The organism is Clostridium vitabionis (genome assembly GCF_015351765.1).
GTDB classification, from domain to species: Bacteria; Bacillota; Clostridia; order Lachnospirales; family Lachnospiraceae; genus Clostridium_R; species Clostridium_R vitabionis.
In genome coordinates this window covers 164971-182242 of the sequence record NZ_JADKQA010000005.1, presented here as the reverse complement: position 1 = coordinate 182242, position 17272 = coordinate 164971, and the positions used below count along the sequence as shown (strand labels likewise).

Below are 17272 nucleotides of genomic sequence, written 5' to 3'. Positions count from 1 at the left end.
TGAATAAAATAAAGATCCATGGCAGGATCTTTGGTAGAATGTAAGTCACCACAACAAACTTTCTACAGGAGAATCGCCACCATGGACTACTCTCATTCTACCATATCTTCCCATATAAAAGGCAAACATCTTTCGTATGAGGAACGGGTTCTTATTCAGATTCGTCTTAAAGACCACTACTCCATCCGGGCAATTGCCCGTGAGATCGGCTGCTCACCGAACACTGTCTCGAACGAAATAGCACGTGGCTCCGTTGCCTTGTATAACGGCCATGTGACCCGTTATAAGGCGTCTGCCGGTCAGAAAGCCTATGAGGACAACCGAAAGCACAGTTGCCGGCATTATGACTTCCTGAGCAGATCAGCGTTTCTGGAGTATGTGCTGAAACACTTTACAGAAGATGGCTGGTCATTGGACGCCTGCACTGGACGCGCTGTTCTCGATGGTGAATTTACCAGAGAGCAGATCGTCTGCACAAAAACGCTTTACCGCTATGTTGATCTTGGCCTCTTTGGCATCAGGAACCATAACCTTCCTGAAAAGCTGAAGCGTAAGTCCAAGAAACATAGAGTTCGGATCAACAAGAAAAAGCTGGGTCGCAGCATTGAGGAACGTCCCAGAGAGATCGAGTCCCGTGAGGAATTCGGGCACTGGGAATGTGACCTCGTATTGGGTGCCAAAACCCGGGATGATCAGGTCCTGCTCACTCTTGCTGAACGCAAAAGCCGTGAGTTCCTGATGCTTCCTATTGCAAACAAGACATCAGCGTGTGTCATGAAGGCAATTAAACAGCTTCAGGAGACTTACAGCGAACACTTCGGTGAAGTGTTCAAAACGATTACGACCGATAACGGTTCGGAATTCGCCGACCTTTCAGAACTTGAGAAGATGGCTGATACGCTTGTCTACTATGCCCATCCCTACACATCCTGCGATAAGGGAACCGTAGAGCGGCATAACGGCCTGATCAGAAGGTTCATACCAAAGGGTAAGCGGATTGATGACTTTACCGGTCAGCAGATCTCCGATGTGGAGACCTGGTGTAACTGCCTCCCACGGAAGATCCTGGGTTACAGAACCCCGGATGAAATCTTCGAGGAGGAAATCGACCGAATCTACCAGGCTACTGCCTAGCGGAGGGTGTCCAACTTGTTATTGCAATTTACCGAAGAATTTTACATACGATTATACGTATAAAAAGACACATACGGATGCAGCCAAGAACGTGCTAAACACATTTATCGAACATAAAGGAATTTGTTCAAACTTAAGCGGGCTGAATTGCTTCGTGGCAGCCATTGTCAGCGCTTAAAAATGTCATCGTTGACCCTGTGGAATCGTTTGAAGGCTACGATCATTTGCCACAGTAAGTGCATCTGCAGGAAGCAGTCATCACAAAATCTTTTTGGTCCCGGAACACATAGGGACACATAATTAGAATAGTAATCATACAGATCGCCAGATCAACAGAAGGGGGAACAGGCTTTGGCAGAGAAGAAATCATGGTTTAAAAGCCTTTTGGGAAAACAGGACGCCGAGCCACGGGACTATGGCGACGCCGAACAGGGAGACTGGGCGAAAGACATGTTTGAGCGATATAGCTTCCCAAGTACCGCTTAAGAAGGGAGAACACCCAAAAATGGAAACTCATTTGCAGCACACATTTTCCGTGGCAGAGGCTAAAGCGAAGTATGATGCCTATGTCAAGGAACTGCTTGCGGATAAGGAAATCCTCGATAAGATTCCTGTTTTTGGCAATATCTCGAAAGGGGTGGATACAATGTGTAATCTCAGCGAAGGAATCTACGAAAACGGGCTGAAACAAGGTTTTGCTGAAGGCAAACTGGAAGGGCGGCTTCTGATGCTGTTTGAGCTTATGCGTGACAAGCAGTTCCCAATCCGGTATGCAGTCAAAAAGGCATCCGAATTTGGCATCAAGGATGAGGCTGATTTCAGGTCAAGGTCCGCGCTGGCGGGATATGATCTTTCAGAAGCTTAATGTTTTAAGCAAAGAGCTGCCCGGAGAAAGCTCAATGCTATTAAGTTAAGCAATCATGGTACAAAAATAAGCACTATCCAATCTTCTTTATAGGAGAAAGGGTGGTGCTTTTTTCTTACTTGACTAATGCTAATCTCTATAAATAAGATGTTTATTGATCAGATATCAAATTCGTAATACAATTAACACAAAGAGGCCTTGAAAGGGGTTCAATATTATGAAAATAGATAAAATACATATTAAATACTTTAAATCAATGTATGATACAGAATTTGAACCCGGTAATGTTAATGTTCTTATAGGCGCAAATGGATCGGGAAAATCTACTGTACTGGAATCCATAGGCATTCTGAGTGCAGCAATGACAGACAGGGTCAATGATAATAGTCTGCAGCGGAAGGGAGTAAGGCTTAGTCCTTCCGCTATGTATAAGTCGCGGTTTAAAACAATCACCCGGGCAAAACAATATGCAGAATTTGACGTCGACTGGACCGAGGATGGCGTCAAGTGTACCTATAATGCGGATATGACCCCACCCGCATCTGGAGATGCCTGGAAATATCTGTCGGAGGTCGCGACAGAAGATGGGCAGAAGGTTATGGGGCGAAGCAATCGCACAAAAGCGCCTATTGCAAATGACATAGGATATTTTATGCTTAGCAACAATCTGAAGGATACTGTCTGCAGGAAAATGGGAGAACATCTGGCAGACTATGGAATTTACCAGCCAGAAACACCTATCCTTAGAGGCAATGCTTCAGATCCTGTTCCCGCAGTGCCTGTTGGATTGTCTGGAGGGCGCCTGGCAGAAGCAGTTCAGGATATCTTGACAGAGGAAGATGGGGAAATTAAATTCGGCAATCTGGATGAAGACGATATCATGTCATTAATTGACTGGGCAGATGGATTTCGAATCACTGCACCCAAAAAGACAACCTTAAATGCTGGTGTTTCATCCACGCGCCAGGTCATTGAGTTTGAGGATCGGTATCTCAAGAAGAATGCTTATTTTACGGGATATGATGCCAGTGAGGGTGCTTTATATGTGCTCTTTATGCTGACATTGGCCATGCATCCCGAGGCACCGGAAGTATTTTCCATTGATAACTTTGATCATGCATTGAATCCACGACTGGTTAAGCGGTTAACGCAGATATTCTGCGGTGAGATACTGAAGCGGAAAAAGACGGTATTTCTCACAACACATAATCCACTTGTCCTGGACGGTCTTGATTTATTGGATGACCGTATCCGCTTATTTACAGTAAATCGAAATAGTAAAGGATATACGATTCTTGAACGCATTCAGATCAGTAAGGAGATGACCGAAACAGGAATGCCTTTATCGAGGCTGTGGATTGATGGCTACATCGGAGGCGTTCCAGATCTGTTATGAAAAAGTGCATTGGGCTAATATGTGAGGGACCTACAGACCGTATTGTTCTTCGCGCTGTGATCAATCATATATCGCAGGAAGAAAACAACTTTCGATTCATTCAGCCGGAACAGGACTGCCTTGGGAGGTATGGCAACGGGTGGAAGGGTGTCTGGAAGTGGTGTGAAAAAAGCCGGAAACTGATTCCGCAACTGTTGAATGATATTGTACCCCGTATGGATGCATTGGTTATTCACATAGATGGAGATGTGTCGAGAAAGGAAAAGGAAGCTCACTGCTGGTGTGATAAGGTTCCATGTGAATTTAGAAATACATCCTCTCCAATTGATTGCATCAAAATCAGTAAGGGAGAGTGTCCTGTTGAGCTTCCGTGCCCTGCGCATCCAGACACACCAAATGGGAACCGCATTCATCTTGATGGAATGATTCGGCAATTATCAGAAACAGAGAATGAAAGAACTCGAATTATGACTATGATCCCTTGCGATAGCACGGAAGCCTGGGTTGTATCGGCCTTTAACGATTCGGAACATCCTGAAGAGATCAAGGATCCATGGAATACCATTATTTCTCGAAGTAAGGAATACCATGGCATAAGAATCAGAGGAAACAAAAAAAGTTCGAAAATATATAAAGAATTCGCTCCGGTTTTAGAAAATAACTGGTTCAGAGTGGTCAAGCAGTGTGAAAGTGCAGCTGATTTCGACAGGCAGGTCCGGCACTTGTTTTTCGGCGAGTAATGCTCTCTGCATAAAGAGATGTATTTCGAAAATACTCGAGTAAAATATGGCCAAATACTTGAACGAAAAATTCTCTATGCTTTCGTGCGGCAGATTTTTCCAAAGATGCGGAAGGAGTCGCGTTCCGGGTCTACCGGGATCGGCGGATACTTGGGATTCAGGGAAACCAGGAATGTCCCGCCGGCGTCATTTTTCAGCTTTTTAATGTAGGCATTGTCGTTGAGGGAGAAGATGCCGATCTCCCCGTCCTCCAGCGATTCCTGCCGGTGCACATAGACCATGTCGTGATTGTGAAAGACCGGTTCCCTGCTGTCCCCGCTGACGGTGACGGCGAAATCAGCCCCCCAGCGTCTGTTCCGGGGATCTCAATTGTTGTGTAATCATCAGAATCCAGAAAATCTCCGGTTCCGGCGGATACTCGCGCGTCGTACAGCCGGAGCTTTTTTATGCTGCCTTCCGCCGCGGAGAGGGTGCGCCGCATTCTCAGGGAAAAATCCGTTCTCGTGGTGCTGACAACATACTTTTGCCCGGTGTTCTGCTATAGTCTGAGCTAGCGATGGTAAGCAAAAGACGAGGAGGAAGGAACATGAGAAAATCGGTAAAGGGCGACGTGAGCTGGATTGGCTATATGGACTGGGAACTGAATCGTTTCCACGGGGATGATTATTCCATTCTGAACGGTTCGAGCCAGAATGCCTATCTGATTGAGGAAGAAAAAACGGTGCTGGTGGATACGGTGTGGACGCCGCATCGGTTCGATTTTGTGGAAAATCTGAAGAAAGAAACAGATTTGAAGAAAATTGACTTTATTGTGGCAAATCACGGGGAATGTGACCATTCAGGGTCGCTCACAGCGCTGATGGAGGAGATTCCGGGAACACCGATCTACTGCACGGCAAATGCGGTGAAAAGTATTGAAGGCCAGTATGGGAAGCGGGGGTGGAATTTCCGTGTTGTGAAAACCGGGGATTCTGTGGATATCGGCAATGGCAAAAAGCTCATCTTTGTGGAGATGCGCATGCTTCATTGGCCGGATTCTATGGCAACATTCCTGACCGGCGACAATATCCTCTTTTCCATGGACGCCTTTGGCCAGCATTACGCGGTGGAAGAGCTGTTTAACGACAAGGCTAATCAGTGTGTGCTGAACAGGGAGGCGATGAAGTACTTTGCCAATATCCTGAATCCGTTTGCCCCCATCCTGCGGAAAAAACTGGAGGAGCTGTCCGGACTGAACCTTCCGATCGAGATGATCGCTCCGGCGCACGGCGCGATCTGGCGGGAGAATCCGCTGCAGATTGTGGAAAAATATGCGGCCTGGGCGGATGCTTATCAGGAGAACCAGGTGACGATTGCTTATGATACCATGTGGGAGGGGACAGCCAAGATCGCGCATAAGATCGCGGACGAGGTTCACCTGCAGAGCCCGGATACGGTGGTTAAAGTGTTTAATATCGCGAAGAGCGATAAGAATGAAGTCATGACCGAGGTATTTAAATCTAAGGCTATTGCCGTTGGCTCTCCGACAGTGAGCAACAGCGTCCTTTCCAGTGTCGCCGGGTGGATGGAATTCTTACGGCAGCTGAAGTTCAAGAATAAGAAAGCGGCGGCTTTCGGCTGCTATGGCTGGAGCGGGGAATCCGTCAGAATCCTGCAGGAAAAGCTGAAGGAAGCGGGATTTGCCGTGATTGAAGAAAATGTCCGCTCCCAGTGGAATCCGGAGGAAGCGGATTTTGCCCAGATTCCGGCGCTGGTCAGGAATCTGCTGGCAGATTGAGCGGACGCACCAGGGGACGGACGGCCGTGTCGGTCAGTGCTTCGCGGAGGATTTCTTCCGGATTGCTGCCCGGATGAATCCAGGCGTCGACCATATTCTCCGGCAGGATGAGCGGCATGCGGTCGTGGATTTTTGCCGCTGCGGGGCCCGGAGCCCGGGTCAGGATGGTGAACACGGGATAGAGAAAACCGTCCCGGGCTTCCAGCCGGTACAGTCCGCCGAGCCAGGTAGCCGTTGCGTTCTCCGGCCATAAGGCATACTTGCTGCCGAGAATGGTTTTCCCCTCGGCAGTTTTCCGGTGTTCCCACTCAAAGTAGTACGAGGCAGGGATGACGCAGCGATGCTTCTTCCAGTCGTTCGAAAAGGATTTCTTATCTCTGGCGCTTTCCGCCCTGGCATTCACGACCGGGCGGTTCAGCCCTCCGATATGGTATCCCCAGACCATGGGATAAACAGATTTCTTCCCTGACGGGGAAGGGGCGATTGCCGCGACCATGTCGGTCGGGCGGATTTCTCCGGAGGTTTTCATTTCTTTTCCAAGTGTGCGGGTCATGGCAGCTTTCCTCGGGGAAGCTGCCGCCGCTTCGATATAGGGCTGGATTTCTGGTGAATGTTCTGTGTCAAGGAAAAATCTGGTGCACATTTCCGCCTCCGCATGTGGGTTCTGGACAGTGACATGGATTGGTAAAGAGCCGGCCGATGGCGGGGAGGCCGGTCTGGGTTTTTGTGATGACGGGGGATAAGGCTATCATAGCACAGGAACTCTTTTTTCTGTATAATGGGGAGGATAGTTGAGCAGCCTGGAATGTCGGGGATGACACAATCCCCGGCGGTGTGCGGCGGGATAACCATGGAGGAAATGCAAGATGGGGGAAATGTTAAAGAGAAGCCACGAGATGCGGGAGGACAAGAGCAGGCATTATAATTGTGCCCAGGCGGTGTTCACCCCGTTTGCGGAAAAGAAAGGCCTGGCAGCTGACCAGGCAAATGCGATTGCCGAGCATTTCGGCAGCGGTATGCGGACAGGCGGAACCTGCGGTGCAATCACCGGCGGACTTATGGCGCTGGGGCTTTGCGGTGTGGGCGAACCCGCGGATGCGGTTGAGTTTATCCGGCGAATGGCAGGCAGCCATGAGGGCAGGACACTTTGCCGGGATCTTCTTGCAGCGGAAGTTGGAAGCCCCCAGGAGAAAAAGCCGCACTGCGATGGCATGGTCTATGAGGCGGTGGAAGCAGTGGAGGAGATGCTTGCAGCGAGAGGGATAAAGATCTGAACCTCAGACGATTATGCGGGAAGAAGTGTCCACAGCCCGGCGATGACAAGGGCAGGCAGCAGGTTGGCCACCCGGATCTTCTTCCCGAAAAGCAGGTTGATCCCGACGCAGAAAATCAGGATGGAACCGACATAGGAGATGTTATTGATCACCGCAGCTGTCATCACTGGCCGCATCAGGGAGCTGAGCAGTGTCATCGAGCCCTGGAGGATGCCGACCGGGATCGCCGAGAAGCCGCATCCCTTGCCCATGGAGGCGGTCATCACCAGAATGATGACAAAATCCAGCACGGCTTTGGCAAATAAGATGGCGTGGTTGGCGAACAGCCCGTCCTCAATGGAACCGACAATCGCCATCGCGCCGATGCACACGGTCAGCGATGCCGTGACAAAGGCATCCACGAAACGGGGATCCTTCGCGTTGCCGGTTTTCTTTTTCAGCCATTCCCCGAGCTGTTCGAATCTGTCCTCCAGATTCAAGATCTCTCCAATCAGGCCGCCGATTGCCAGGCTGCCGATCATCATCATCGTGCCTGTTGTGCCAAACTGCCCATCGGAGAACGTCAGCATTTTGGCGAGAGCGCCGCTGATGCCCAGAAAGATCACGGCAACCGCGTTGGTGTTCAGCAGTGTCCCGCGGACACGTTCCGGTACGCGGTTCCCGAAAGCGCAGCCGAGTACCCCGCCGGCAATAATCGCCGCCACATTAAATATCGTTCCAAGTCCTGGCATAGGTTTATTCCTCCAAGCAAAAATGAGCTGCTCCGAAGAACAGCTCATTGGCTTACACGTCAGCGAGACCAATCTCCTACGGTAGGACATACCGCTTTCCTCGCCGCCACTTAGATAAAATGTTAGGTTGTCCGGTAGGGCTCACCACGATTATCCCAGCCGTTTCATCCGGATGTCCGCGGCGTTCTTATGCGCCATCAGTCCCTCGCCCTCGGCCATTCGGGAAACCAGGGGAGCGGTAGCCATCATGGCTTCCCGGGTATAGTGCTGATAGGTGCAGACTTTAAGGAAGGTGCCGACCCAGACACCGCCGGTATACCGGGAAGCGCGGAGTGTCGGCAGGGAGTGGTTGGTGCCGGAGGCGTAATCGCCGAAAACCTCGCCGGTCTCCTCCCCGATAAAGAGCGAACCGAAGTTCACGAGCTTGTCCGCCACGGAGGTATCCCGGGTGACAACCTCAAGGTGTTCCGGGGCAATCTCGTTCGCGATTTTTGCTGCCTCATCGAGATCATCCGCCAGGATCACGGTGCCGTAGGTGTTCCAGGATGCCTCGGCGATGGCACGGGTCGGGAGGACTTCCAGCTGCCGTTTTACCGCGGCCATGACGGCTTCCCCGAGCTTCCGGCTGGTCGTCACGACAATGCCCTTGGCGAGCTTATCATGCTCGGACTGTGCAAGCATGTCCGCCGCGACGATTTCCGGATCCGCGGAGTCATCGCAAATGGCGAGCACCTCGCTCGGGCCGGCGACGAAGTCGATGCCCACCTGGCCATAGCACTGGCGCTTGGCCTCGGCGACGTACTGGTTGCCGGGGCCGACAATCTTATCGACCGGAGAGATCTGTTCCGTTCCCCAGGCCATCGCGGCGATGGCCTGAACGCCGCCGACGGCGTAGATTTCATCGGCGCCGGCGACATCCATGGCGGCCAGCGTCTTTGCATTGATCTGCTGCGTCCCCTTTTCCGTGGGGGCGCAGGCGACCACACGCTTCACCCCGGCGACCTTGGCGGGGGTGATTAGCATGAGGGCGGTGGAGAAGAGCGGGTAAGATCCGCCCGGAACATAGCAGCCTACAGCGGCGAGCGGGATCACCCGGTGGCCGAGATAGGCACCGGGAATCACGGAGACATTTTCCAGGGATTTCAGGCATTCTCTCTGCTTCTCGGCAAATGCGCGGATATTGCGGTGCGCTTCCTCGAGATCGGAGAGCTCTCCGGCAGTCAGCTGCGCGCGGGCAGCGTCGATCTCCTCGCGGGTCACGCGGAAAAGCTTTCTTGTGTTCCCGTCAAATTTTGTGTTGTAGTCAAGGACAGCATTATCGCCGCGCTCACGGACAGCGCGGATGATCTCGGCAACGCTCCGGTCGCGGGCACTGGTTTCCTCCGCGGGGCGTTCAGCCGCTCTTTTTAAATATTCCATAGGTACCTCTTTTCCAGCCGATATGATCAGCAACGATACCATAATATAACAGAAAACCTTGGAGGTGCAAGAGAAAAGGCACTTTCGGGATGAATCCGGCAGCAATATGTGCTAGAATGGTAGCTGTTCAGCACGTGTCTGGGTGATTCTCAAAAGACCGCCTGCGCACGGTTTTTGAGTTGCCCTGATCTGCGGAAAAGCGCTGAGGCGCACGGAACAGATCAATTTGCGGGCGGAAGTGTCCGTACAGGAGGAAATGCAGCTATGCGGCATGTCATCGATGCGGTGATCCCGGTCTACAAGCCGGACGGGACGTTCGACGAACTTCTCCGGCGGCTGGCGGCGCAGAGGGTTCCGGTGCGCCGGGTGGTTGTCGTCAATACCGAGGAGAAGTACTGGGACGGGGAACATTTTTCCAGGCTCATCGCCGAAGTGGGAAAGAATCCGGATTGGCTGCGTGTACACCACATCCGGAAGATCGAGTTTGACCATGGCGGGTCGCGGAATCTTGGGGTGCGGCTGTCAGATGCAGATATTTTCCTCTGCATGACGATGGACGCAATCCCGCGGGACAGGAGCCTGACGGCGCATCTGCTGAGGCTTTTGGATTCCTCGGAGGACATCGCGGCGGTCTACGGGCGGCAGCTGCCGTGCCGCGGCTGCGGGACGATCGAGCGCTATACGAGGCAGTTCAATTACCCGGAGAAAAGCCGGGTGAAGTCGGAGGCCGATCTCCCGGAGCTTGGCATTAAGACGTACTTTTGCTCTAATGTCTGCGCTATGTACCGGCGGGATATCTGGGAAAAACTCGGCGGCTTCACTGCCAGGACGATATTTAATGAAGATATGATCTATGCCGGGCATGCGGTGAAGGCAGGCTTCCGGATTGGCTATGCGGCTGACGCGGAGGTGATCCACTCTCATAACTACAGCGGGATCACCCAGCTGCACCGGAATTTTGACCTTGCGGTCTCCCAGGTGGATCACCCGGAGGTGTTCGGCGGGATCCGCTCCGAGGGGGAGGGAATCCGCCTGGTCCGAAAGACGGCGTTCTGGCTCCTCCGAAATGGGGACATTCTGCTTCTGCCGAAGCTGGTCTGGCAGAGCGGGTGCAAATATCTGGGCTTCCGTCTGGGACGGGACTATCGGAAGCTTCCCCGATGGCTTATCCTCAGGCTTACGATGAATCGGAGCTATTGGGAGAGGGGATGAAAAAGGCTTTACCCGCGGCAGGGTTAATGCTAGAATAGCCTTCGGCTTTTCGGGCAGCTGCTCGGGAACAGCCTTCCGATCAGCTGCCCGGGAACAGCCTTCCGATCAGCTGCCCGGAAACAGCCTTCCGATCAGCTGCCCGGAAAATGAGAAAATTTGAGAACAAATGCGATGCAGATAAGAAAACGAGGAGAATTATGGGAAAGATTACCGTGACACCCTGTGACATCAAAGGCCTCTATGTGATCGAGCCGAAAGTGTTCTATGATGAGAGGGGCTACTTCATGGAGACCTACAATCAGAGAGATTTCCATGAAGCCGGCCTGGATATGGTTTTCGTGCAGGACAATCAGTCGATGTCCACCCGGGGAGTTCTCCGCGGCCTGCACTATCAGAAGCAGTACCCGCAGGGCAAGCTTGTCCGCGCGATCCGAGGCTCTGTCTTTGATGTCGCGGTTGACCTCCGGGTGAATTCGGAGACCTATGGAAAATGGTTTGGCGTAGAACTGACTGCAGAGAATAAAAAGCAGTTCTACATTTCCCCGGGATTCGCCCACGGTTTCCTGGTTCTTTCGGATGAGGCGGAATTCGCCTATAAGGTGACGGACTTCTATCATCCGGGTGATGAGGGCGGCCTCCGCTGGAACGACCCGGAGATTGGAGTCAAATGGCCGATCCCGGAGGGGATGGAACTCAATATCAATGAGAGGGACAGAAATTGGGGCGGGCTCTCCGAAACCTTCCATTTTCAGCTCTGATCGAGGGAGACAAGCATGCGCGCACTCATTTCCCTGATCCGTGAGATCATCCGGAACCGGAAGATGGTGGCGGAGCTTTCCGCCTCAGACTTCCGGAAGCGTTTTGTGGGTTCGTACTTCGGCGTGATCTGGATGTTTGTCCAGCCGATGGTGACGATCGCGATCTACGCCTTCATCTTCGGCGAACACGGCATGAAGAACTCGCCGCCGGTACCGAATGCCTCCTATGTGATCTGGCTTGCCCCGGGCATTATTCCCTGGTTCTATTTCAGCGAGGCATTGAACATGGGGACCGGGACGCTGCAGGAATACAGTTTCCTGGTAAAAAAGGTCGTTTTTAAGATCGAGCTTCTCCCGGTGATCAAGCTCCTGTCCTGTTTCCTGGTTCACGCCTGTTTCCTGGTGATCATGTTCGGCCTCTTCCTGCTGGACGGCAGGGCACCGATGATTTCCTGGCTGCAGATTTTGTACTATTCCTTTGCATTGTCTGTCCTGAGCCTTGCGATTGTATACTTTACCTCGGCGATCCAGGTATTTTTCAAGGATATGCAGCAGATTGTCGGCATCTGCCTGCAGTTTGGCATGTGGCTGACCCCGATCATGTATGATGAGTCGATGTTCACCAGCCGTCATGCCTGGATTGAATATGTCTTTAAGGTCAATCCGTTCTACTATATTGCCGCGGGATACCGCGATTCGATGCTGACCGGAGCCGGGTTCTGGAACAGGCCGACGATGACACTGTATTACTGGGCAGTCACCCTGATTCTGCTGGTTCTCGGGCTGCACGTTTTCCAAAAGCTGAAACCTCATTTTTCCGATGTGCTCTGAGAGCGCGGCAAACAAAAAACCTCCTTCGACGGCATTTCTGCCGGGAAGGAGGCTTTTTTGGACCTCAGGGGAGAACCCTCGAAAGAGGGGAGACTTGCGGCTTAGCCGATACCTCCGGGGAATGCGCCTGCCACCGGGGTGACCAGCGCGGGTGGACAGGCGCATGAGGAAGAAGACAGCCGGTTTATTTTTCTGCTTCCCTGTGAAGAAAATCCAGCCATTCCCGGATGGTTTTCTCGTAACCGTTGTCACTGGGCGTGTAGAAATGCGTGCCGGCGAGGTTATCCGGAAGATACTGCTGCCGGACATAATGGTGGGGGAAATCGTGGGCGTAGAGATAGCCTGTCCCATGGCCGAGCTTTCCGGCGGCCTTATAGTGGGCATCCCGGAGATACGGCGGAATATCGCCGGCCGGTGTGGATTTTACCGAGCTTTCCGCGGACCAGATCGCGTTTGCCGAGGCGTTGCTCTTCGGGGCACAGGCAACATAGGCGGCAGCCTCGGCGAGAATCAGGTTGGATTCCGGCAGGCCGATGCGCTCGGCGGCAAGGGAAGCGCTCGTCGCGACCACAAGGGCCTGCGGGTCGGCAAGCCCGACATCCTCAGCCGCACAGATCATGATGCGGCGCGCGATAAATTTGATATCCTCGCCGGCGTACAGCATTCTTGCCAGGTAGTAGACCGCGGCGTCGGGGTCTGAGCCGCGCATGCTTTTGATGAAAGCGGAGATCGTATCGTAGTGGTTGTCCCCGTCCTTGTCATAGCGGACGGCGCGCTTCTGGATGCACTGCTCGGCGACCGGGAGCGTGATATGAATCTTCCCATCCGGCGACGGGTCGGTCGTCAGGATGCCGAGCTCCAGGGCGTTCAGCGCGGCTCTTGCGTCCCCGCCGGCTGCGTCGGCGAGGAAAGACGCGGCGTCATCGTCCAGGATGGGGTTGTAGCTTGCCATACCCCTCTCCCTGTCGGAGACAGCCCGGCGGAGAAGGGTTTCCACATTTTCCCGGGAGAGGGGTTTCAGTTCAAAGACCCGGGAGCGGGAGATCAGCGCGCTGTTTACTTCGAAATAGGGATTTTCCGTGGTAGCGCCGATGAGCGTCACCGTCCCGTCCTCGACGAAGGGGAGGAGATAGTCCTGCTGCCCCTTGTTGAAGCGGTGGATCTCATCGATGAAGAGGATGGTTTTCTTCTGATACATGCCCAGGCGGTCCTTCGCCCGGGTGATGACCGCCTCCATGTCCTTCTTCCCGGCAGTGGTGGCGTTAATCTGTTCAAATTCCGACTTTGTCGTGTGGGCGATGACCTTCGCAAGCGTGGTCTTTCCGGTGCCCGGCGGGCCGTAGAAAATCAGGGATCCCAGCTGATCGGCCTTGATTGCCCGGTAGAGCAGGCAGCCTTTCCCGATGATATGCTCCTGGCCGACAACCTCGTCGAGCGTCCTCGGGCGCATCCGGGAAGCCAGGGGTGCCTCATCCTTCATCGTATTCTTTCGCATATAGTCAAAAAGATCCATCTCCATCGCATGTCCCTCCGAAAGAAAAAAAGCCCGGCTCCAGCGCCGGGCAGATGATTGTTCGAGATTGGCTTAAGAACCGGGGCGGCATCAGCGCGGGATTGCCGGCAAAATCGGGCAGCCCCGGCGCGGGATTGCCGGCGGGACGGGCGTCCCGGTTTTCTGCTCCACGAAAGCGCGGCATCTCAGGCGGCAAGTGCGGAGATGACAAAATAGCAGAGCACGATGACGCCAAGCACGATCCGGTAGTAGCCGAAGAAGGTGAAGTCGTGGTTCTTCACGTACTGCATCAGGAAGCGGATAGACAGGATGGAGACGAAGAACGCGACCAGCATGCCCAGAAGGAGGTAAATAAACTCCGCGCCGCTGAACATGTTGCCGTGAACAAAAAATTTCACGATTTTCAGGAAGCTTGCACCGAACATGATCGGGATGCCCAGGAAGAAGGAAAATTCTGCTGCGACGCCGCGGGAGCAGCCGACCAGCATGGCGCAGAGAATCGTTGCGCCGGAGCGGGAGGTGCCGGGGATCATCGCGAGAATCTGGCTCGCGCCGATGATGGCGGCGGTCCGGTAATCCATCTGGCTGACCTTGGTAATGGGGAAGACCCGCCCGATATTTCTCCGCTCAATCAGGATGAAGAAGATACCGTAGAGGATCAGCATGGCGGCGACCACGTAGGGGTTCATCAGCTTATCCAGATAGTCGTCGAGGAAAAAGCCGATGAGCGCCGGCGGGACACAGGCGACAAGGATTTTTGCCCAGAGGATCAGCGTGTTTCGCTTCTGGCGCATAGTTTTCCGCGGGGAAAATGGGTTCAGCCGGTTCCGGTAGAGGACACAGACGGCGAGGATGGCTCCGAGCTGGATGACAACCAGGAAGAGCTCCCGGAAGGCATCGCTCACCTTCAGGCGAATCAGCTCGTCGACGAGGATCATGTGGCCTGTTGAGCTGATGGGCAGCCATTCGGTGAAGCCCTCAACAATACCGAGGATGATGACTTTGAATATTTCGAGCAGCATGCAGTTCTCCTTCGTGTTCAGATGTTTTCAATCTGCCAGTCGATGGGAGCAAGGCCGTTCCTCGCGAGGAATTCGTTGGTCTTGCTGAACGGGCGGCTCCCGAAGAAACCGCGGTAGGCGGACAGGGGGCTCGGATGCGGCGACTCGAGAATCAGATGCTTCGGGTTGTCGAGCATCGCCTTCTTCATCTGCGCCGGCCGTCCCCAGAGGATAAAGACAATCGGGCGGTCCACCTGGTTGAGAATCCGGATCGCTGCGTCAGTGAACTCTTCCCAGCCGATATTTTTGTGGGAATTCGCCCGGTGAGCCTGTACAGTCAGCACTGTGTTCAGGAGAAGGACGCCCTGGTCGGCCCATTTTTTCAGATAACCGTTATTGGGAATCGCACAGCCAAGGTCGTCGTGCAGCTCCTGGAAAATATTCACGAGCGAGGGCGGGATGTCCACCTGCGGTTGTACAGAGAAGCAGAGGCCATGCGCCTGACCAGGCTCATGGTAGGGATCCTGCCCGAGAATAACCACCTTGACCTTGGCGAGGGGGGTAAACGCAAAGGCATTGAAAATATCCTCCGGCGGCGGATAGACCACCGAGGTCTCATAAGCATGTTTTACCGTATAGTAGAGCTTCCGGTAGTAAGGTTTTTTAAATTCCGGGCTCAGCGGAGCGAGCCAGTCATTCGCGATTGCACCCATAGCGATTCCCTCCCCGGAGATATTGTAATGCAAGCAGGGCTTTATTGCAAACAGAAAGCTCCGGCCGTGCGATGGCGCGGCCGGAATTCCTCTACGGACGGGACTTCCCATTCGAAGGTGATCGCCGTATTTTTTACATAGTAGGAATAAATGTCCAGAAGCCTCTCCGCGTCCCCGGGGGTGACTTTGCAAATGGTTATGCTCATCTCTGCCTCCGAAATCACATATTCTTTAAGCCCCAATCCCGCAGCTCGAAGAGGATCGGGAGCAGGCTCCTTGCCTTGCCGGTCAGAGAGTAGACGACACGGACCGGCATCTCGTCGTACTGCTCGCGGAGCACCAGGCCGTCCTCCTCCATCTCCCGGAGAGACTGCGCCAGCATCGTGTTGGTAATCCCGACGATGGTCCGGCGGATTTCCCCGTAGCGCATGGAGGTACGGCTGCTGATCGCGCAGAGGATGAGGATCTTCCATTTTCCGCCGATAATCTCCAGAACCTTTCGGAGGCCGCAGCCCTCGCCGCCGACCGTCTCACAGATGATATCCTTCGCCATAGCCTGTCCTTCCTGCCGGAAAATCTCTTCACTGTCCCGCCAGGTGGTCTCCCATAGGCGGCGCTCAGATTTTTCTGACCACATAAGTTTAATCTGCGTACTTGATCTATTTTCCTTATCAGATATAATAAACTCATCAGAACACGAAAGCAAGAAGTTCAGAGGTTCATCTCTGGGAGGTTAAGGATGGAATACAAATTTACGAAGGAAAATTTTGACAGCGAAGTATTAAAGAGTGACAAGCCGGTACTTGTGGATTTCTACGCGGACTGGTGCGGTCCCTGCAAGATGATGGGGCCGGTTGTCTCGAAGCTTGCCGGGCAGTATGACGGCAGGGCGAAGATCGGCAAGGTGAACGCCGATGACGATGGGGAGATTGCGGTCCGCTACGGCGTATCGAGCATCCCCAACCTGGTTTTCTTCAAGAACGGCGAGGTGGTGGACCGCGTGATCGGCGCGGTGCCGGCGACAGTCCTCGAGGAGAAGCTGAATAAGCTGCTTTGAGCGTAAGCGGAAAATCGAATAGTCAGACAGGGAAACCGGGCCGGCGGAAACGTCAGCCCGGTTTTCTGCGCGTGCGCCCGGCGGTACCCGCATTGGTTTTCGCGATCCGGCAGGGCGGTGATGCCTGGTTTTCCTGATCCGGCGGAACAGCGGGCGGCTCTCGCATTTGTTTCCATGATATTTGCGGGAATGGCTTGACAAGCCCGAATATATTTGATAAAATAAAATTGAATCAAATAAAAATAACCCGCAACGGCCGGCACACATCGGCCGCCGGATTTTTTCACTGAGGCAGGAGGCTGCGATGAGCAATTTTTATGATTATTCTGTGACAAAGCGTGATGGTTCTGAGCTTTCCATGAAGGAATTCGCTGGGCGCGTAGTCCTGGTGGTCAATACCGCGACCGGCTGCGGATTTACCCCGCAGTATAAGGATCTGGAAAGTATCTATGAGGAATTCCATGACCAGGGCTTTGATATCCTGGACATCCCGTGCAACCAGTTCGCCGGCCAGACCCCGGGGACTGATGACGAGGTCCACGAGTTCTGCACATTAAAGTATCATACGAAGTTCGACCAGATGAAGAAGAGCGATGTCAACGGGGAAAATGCGCTGGATCTGTACCGCTACCTCAAGAGCCAGAAGACCTTTGAGAGCTTCGGCAAGGGGCCGAAGGCATTCGCCATGGGCGTGATGCTGAAGAAGATTGACCCGGATTACCAGAATAATGCGGAGATCAAGTGGAATTTCACCAAGTTCCTTATTGACCGGGAGGGCAATGTTGTCCGCCGCTTTGAGCCGACCGCGGATATGCAGGAAGTCTGCGAAGCCGTGCGCGAGCTGCTCTGAG

General features: G+C 53.4%; 20 protein-coding genes and 1 pseudogene. 12 read left to right on the top strand and 9 right to left on the bottom strand.

Going from position 1 to position 17272, the window contains the following annotated elements; genetic code table 11:
- Positions 1–81: 81 nt before the first annotated feature.
- The 5 genes from ISF27_RS10745 to ISF27_RS10730 all read left to right on the top strand — a co-directional run bounded on the left by ISF27_RS10745 (position 82) and on the right by ISF27_RS10730 (position 4135).
- Entirely contained in the window at positions 82–1134 is a 1053-nt protein-coding gene (locus ISF27_RS10745) for an IS30 family transposase (RefSeq protein ID WP_194609583.1), read from the top strand.
- Positions 1135–1485: 351 nt separating this feature from the next.
- Positions 1486–1620 (top strand): hypothetical protein, encoded by a 135-nt coding sequence (locus tag ISF27_RS13465; RefSeq protein WP_268904265.1) that lies wholly within the window; start codon positions 1486–1488, stop codon positions 1618–1620.
- A gap of 19 nt (positions 1621–1639) precedes the next feature.
- Entirely contained in the window at positions 1640–1999 is a 360-nt protein-coding gene (locus ISF27_RS10740; RefSeq protein ID WP_194611474.1) for a hypothetical protein, read from the top strand.
- A gap of 217 nt (positions 2000–2216) precedes the next feature.
- On the top strand, positions 2217–3395 hold the full coding sequence (locus ISF27_RS10735) for an AAA family ATPase (RefSeq protein WP_194611473.1): 1179 nt from the start codon (positions 2217–2219) through the stop codon (positions 3393–3395).
- 215 nt (positions 3396–3610) lie between these two features.
- Positions 3611–4135: a hypothetical protein gene (locus tag ISF27_RS10730; protein ID WP_194611472.1), complete on the top strand. Its 525-nt coding sequence runs from the start codon at positions 3611–3613 to the stop codon at positions 4133–4135.
- A gap of 74 nt (positions 4136–4209) precedes the next feature.
- Here the strand turns inward: ISF27_RS10730 and ISF27_RS10725 are convergent.
- Positions 4210–4467: pseudogene (locus tag ISF27_RS10725) on the bottom strand (S24 family peptidase); the annotation flags it as partial.
- A 254-nt stretch (positions 4468–4721) separates the two neighbouring features.
- On the opposite strand from ISF27_RS10725, the gene ISF27_RS10720 reads away from it, so the two are divergent.
- On the top strand, positions 4722–5912 hold the full coding sequence (locus tag ISF27_RS10720) for an oxygen-binding di-iron domain-containing protein (protein ID WP_194611471.1): 1191 nt from the start codon (positions 4722–4724) through the stop codon (positions 5910–5912).
- Here the strand turns inward: ISF27_RS10720 and ISF27_RS10715 are convergent.
- The gene (locus ISF27_RS10715) at positions 5890–6555 is read right to left on the bottom strand and encodes an SOS response-associated peptidase (protein ID WP_194611470.1); all 666 of its coding nucleotides are present in this window, start codon (positions 6553–6555) and stop codon (positions 5890–5892) included. The genes ISF27_RS10720 and ISF27_RS10715 overlap by 23 nt on opposite strands.
- A 223-nt stretch (positions 6556–6778) precedes the next feature.
- Here ISF27_RS10715 and ISF27_RS10710 point away from each other — a divergent pair, with 223 nt between their 5' ends.
- The gene (locus ISF27_RS10710) at positions 6779–7186 is read left to right on the top strand and encodes a C-GCAxxG-C-C family protein (protein ID WP_194611469.1); all 408 of its coding nucleotides are present in this window, start codon (positions 6779–6781) and stop codon (positions 7184–7186) included.
- A gap of 11 nt (positions 7187–7197) precedes the next feature.
- Here the strand turns inward: ISF27_RS10710 and ISF27_RS10705 are convergent, their stop codons facing one another.
- Complete coding sequence (locus ISF27_RS10705; RefSeq protein WP_194611468.1) at positions 7198–7917, bottom strand: DUF554 domain-containing protein; 720 nt, start codon at positions 7915–7917, stop codon at positions 7198–7200.
- 150 nt (positions 7918–8067) lie between these two features.
- Positions 8068–9336, bottom strand: coding sequence for a histidinol dehydrogenase (gene hisD / locus ISF27_RS10700; protein WP_194611467.1), 1269 nt, complete (start codon positions 9334–9336; stop codon positions 8068–8070).
- Between the two features lie 264 nt (positions 9337–9600).
- On the opposite strand from hisD, the gene ISF27_RS10695 reads away from it, so the two are divergent.
- The 3 genes from ISF27_RS10695 to ISF27_RS10685 all read left to right on the top strand — a co-directional run bounded on the left by ISF27_RS10695 (position 9601) and on the right by ISF27_RS10685 (position 12137).
- Positions 9601–10548 carry a glycosyltransferase family 2 protein gene (locus tag ISF27_RS10695; RefSeq protein WP_194611466.1) on the top strand — a complete coding sequence of 316 codons (948 nt, stop codon included), beginning with the start codon at positions 9601–9603 and terminating at the stop codon, positions 10546–10548.
- Positions 10549–10745: 197 nt separating this feature from the next.
- The gene (rfbC, locus tag ISF27_RS10690; protein WP_194611465.1) at positions 10746–11306 is read left to right on the top strand and encodes a dTDP-4-dehydrorhamnose 3,5-epimerase; all 561 of its coding nucleotides are present in this window, start codon (positions 10746–10748) and stop codon (positions 11304–11306) included.
- A 15-nt stretch (positions 11307–11321) separates the two neighbouring features.
- On the top strand, positions 11322–12137 hold the full coding sequence (locus ISF27_RS10685; protein ID WP_194611464.1) for an ABC transporter permease: 816 nt from the start codon (positions 11322–11324) through the stop codon (positions 12135–12137).
- A gap of 184 nt (positions 12138–12321) precedes the next feature.
- On the opposite strand, the gene ISF27_RS10680 is transcribed toward ISF27_RS10685, so the two are convergent.
- The 5 genes from ISF27_RS10680 to ISF27_RS10660 form a co-directional block, all read right to left on the bottom strand.
- Positions 12322–13650 (bottom strand): replication-associated recombination protein A, encoded by a 1329-nt coding sequence (locus tag ISF27_RS10680; protein WP_194611561.1) that lies wholly within the window; start codon positions 13648–13650, stop codon positions 12322–12324.
- A gap of 185 nt (positions 13651–13835) precedes the next feature.
- Positions 13836–14672 (bottom strand): undecaprenyl-diphosphate phosphatase, encoded by an 837-nt coding sequence (locus ISF27_RS10675; RefSeq protein WP_194611463.1) that lies wholly within the window; start codon positions 14670–14672, stop codon positions 13836–13838.
- Between the two features lie 17 nt (positions 14673–14689).
- Entirely contained in the window at positions 14690–15364 is a 675-nt protein-coding gene (locus ISF27_RS10670; protein WP_194611462.1) for a uracil-DNA glycosylase, read from the bottom strand.
- Between the two features lie 41 nt (positions 15365–15405).
- Positions 15406–15570, bottom strand: coding sequence for a GNAT family N-acetyltransferase (locus ISF27_RS10665; protein WP_407926085.1), 165 nt, complete (start codon positions 15568–15570; stop codon positions 15406–15408).
- A 14-nt stretch (positions 15571–15584) separates the two neighbouring features.
- Complete coding sequence (locus tag ISF27_RS10660) at positions 15585–16001, bottom strand: winged helix-turn-helix transcriptional regulator (RefSeq protein ID WP_235986311.1); 417 nt, start codon at positions 15999–16001, stop codon at positions 15585–15587.
- Between the two features lie 102 nt (positions 16002–16103).
- Between ISF27_RS10660 and trxA the strand changes: the two genes are divergently transcribed.
- Together trxA and ISF27_RS10650 are read left to right on the top strand one after the other, a co-directional pair.
- Entirely contained in the window at positions 16104–16421 is a 318-nt protein-coding gene (trxA, locus tag ISF27_RS10655; RefSeq protein WP_194611461.1) for a thioredoxin, read from the top strand.
- 304 nt (positions 16422–16725) lie between these two features.
- Positions 16726–17271, top strand: a complete 546-nt coding sequence (locus tag ISF27_RS10650) for a glutathione peroxidase (RefSeq protein WP_194611460.1) — start codon at positions 16726–16728, stop codon at positions 17269–17271.
- The last annotated feature ends 1 nt before the right edge of the window (position 17272 follow it).

Excerpts from the sequence above, each read along its gene's own strand:
- ISF27_RS10715 (WP_194611470.1), bottom strand. The coding sequence starts at position 6,555 with ATGTGCACCAGATTTTTCCTTGACACAGAACATTCACCAGAAATCCAG.
- ISF27_RS10730 (WP_194611472.1), top strand. The coding sequence starts at position 3,611 with ATGGATGCATTGGTTATTCACATAGATGGAGATGTGTCGAGAAAGGAA.
- ISF27_RS10720 (WP_194611471.1), top strand. The coding sequence starts at position 4,722 with ATGAGAAAATCGGTAAAGGGCGACGTGAGCTGGATTGGCTATATGGAC.
- ISF27_RS10705 (WP_194611468.1), bottom strand. The coding sequence starts at position 7,917 with ATGCCAGGACTTGGAACGATATTTAATGTGGCGGCGATTATTGCCGGC.
- rfbC (WP_194611465.1), top strand. The coding sequence starts at position 10,746 with ATGGGAAAGATTACCGTGACACCCTGTGACATCAAAGGCCTCTATGTG.
- ISF27_RS10680 (WP_194611561.1), bottom strand. The coding sequence starts at position 13,650 with ATGGATCTTTTTGACTATATGCGAAAGAATACGATGAAGGATGAGGCA.
- trxA (WP_194611461.1), top strand. The coding sequence starts at position 16,104 with ATGGAATACAAATTTACGAAGGAAAATTTTGACAGCGAAGTATTAAAG.
- ISF27_RS10735 (WP_194611473.1), top strand. The coding sequence starts at position 2,217 with ATGAAAATAGATAAAATACATATTAAATACTTTAAATCAATGTATGAT.
- ISF27_RS10695 (WP_194611466.1), top strand. The coding sequence starts at position 9,601 with ATGCGGCATGTCATCGATGCGGTGATCCCGGTCTACAAGCCGGACGGG.
- ISF27_RS10710 (WP_194611469.1), top strand. The coding sequence starts at position 6,779 with ATGGGGGAAATGTTAAAGAGAAGCCACGAGATGCGGGAGGACAAGAGC.
- ISF27_RS10670 (WP_194611462.1), bottom strand. The coding sequence starts at position 15,364 with ATGGGTGCAATCGCGAATGACTGGCTCGCTCCGCTGAGCCCGGAATTT.
- ISF27_RS10650 (WP_194611460.1), top strand. The coding sequence starts at position 16,726 with ATGAGCAATTTTTATGATTATTCTGTGACAAAGCGTGATGGTTCTGAG.
- ISF27_RS10745 (WP_194609583.1), top strand. The coding sequence starts at position 82 with ATGGACTACTCTCATTCTACCATATCTTCCCATATAAAAGGCAAACAT.
- ISF27_RS10660 (WP_235986311.1), bottom strand. The coding sequence starts at position 16,001 with ATGTGGTCAGAAAAATCTGAGCGCCGCCTATGGGAGACCACCTGGCGG.
- ISF27_RS10675 (WP_194611463.1), bottom strand. The coding sequence starts at position 14,672 with ATGCTGCTCGAAATATTCAAAGTCATCATCCTCGGTATTGTTGAGGGC.
- ISF27_RS10740 (WP_194611474.1), top strand. The coding sequence starts at position 1,640 with ATGGAAACTCATTTGCAGCACACATTTTCCGTGGCAGAGGCTAAAGCG.
- hisD (WP_194611467.1), bottom strand. The coding sequence starts at position 9,336 with ATGGAATATTTAAAAAGAGCGGCTGAACGCCCCGCGGAGGAAACCAGT.
- ISF27_RS10665 (WP_407926085.1), bottom strand. The coding sequence starts at position 15,570 with ATGAGCATAACCATTTGCAAAGTCACCCCCGGGGACGCGGAGAGGCTT.
- ISF27_RS10685 (WP_194611464.1), top strand. The coding sequence starts at position 11,322 with ATGCGCGCACTCATTTCCCTGATCCGTGAGATCATCCGGAACCGGAAG.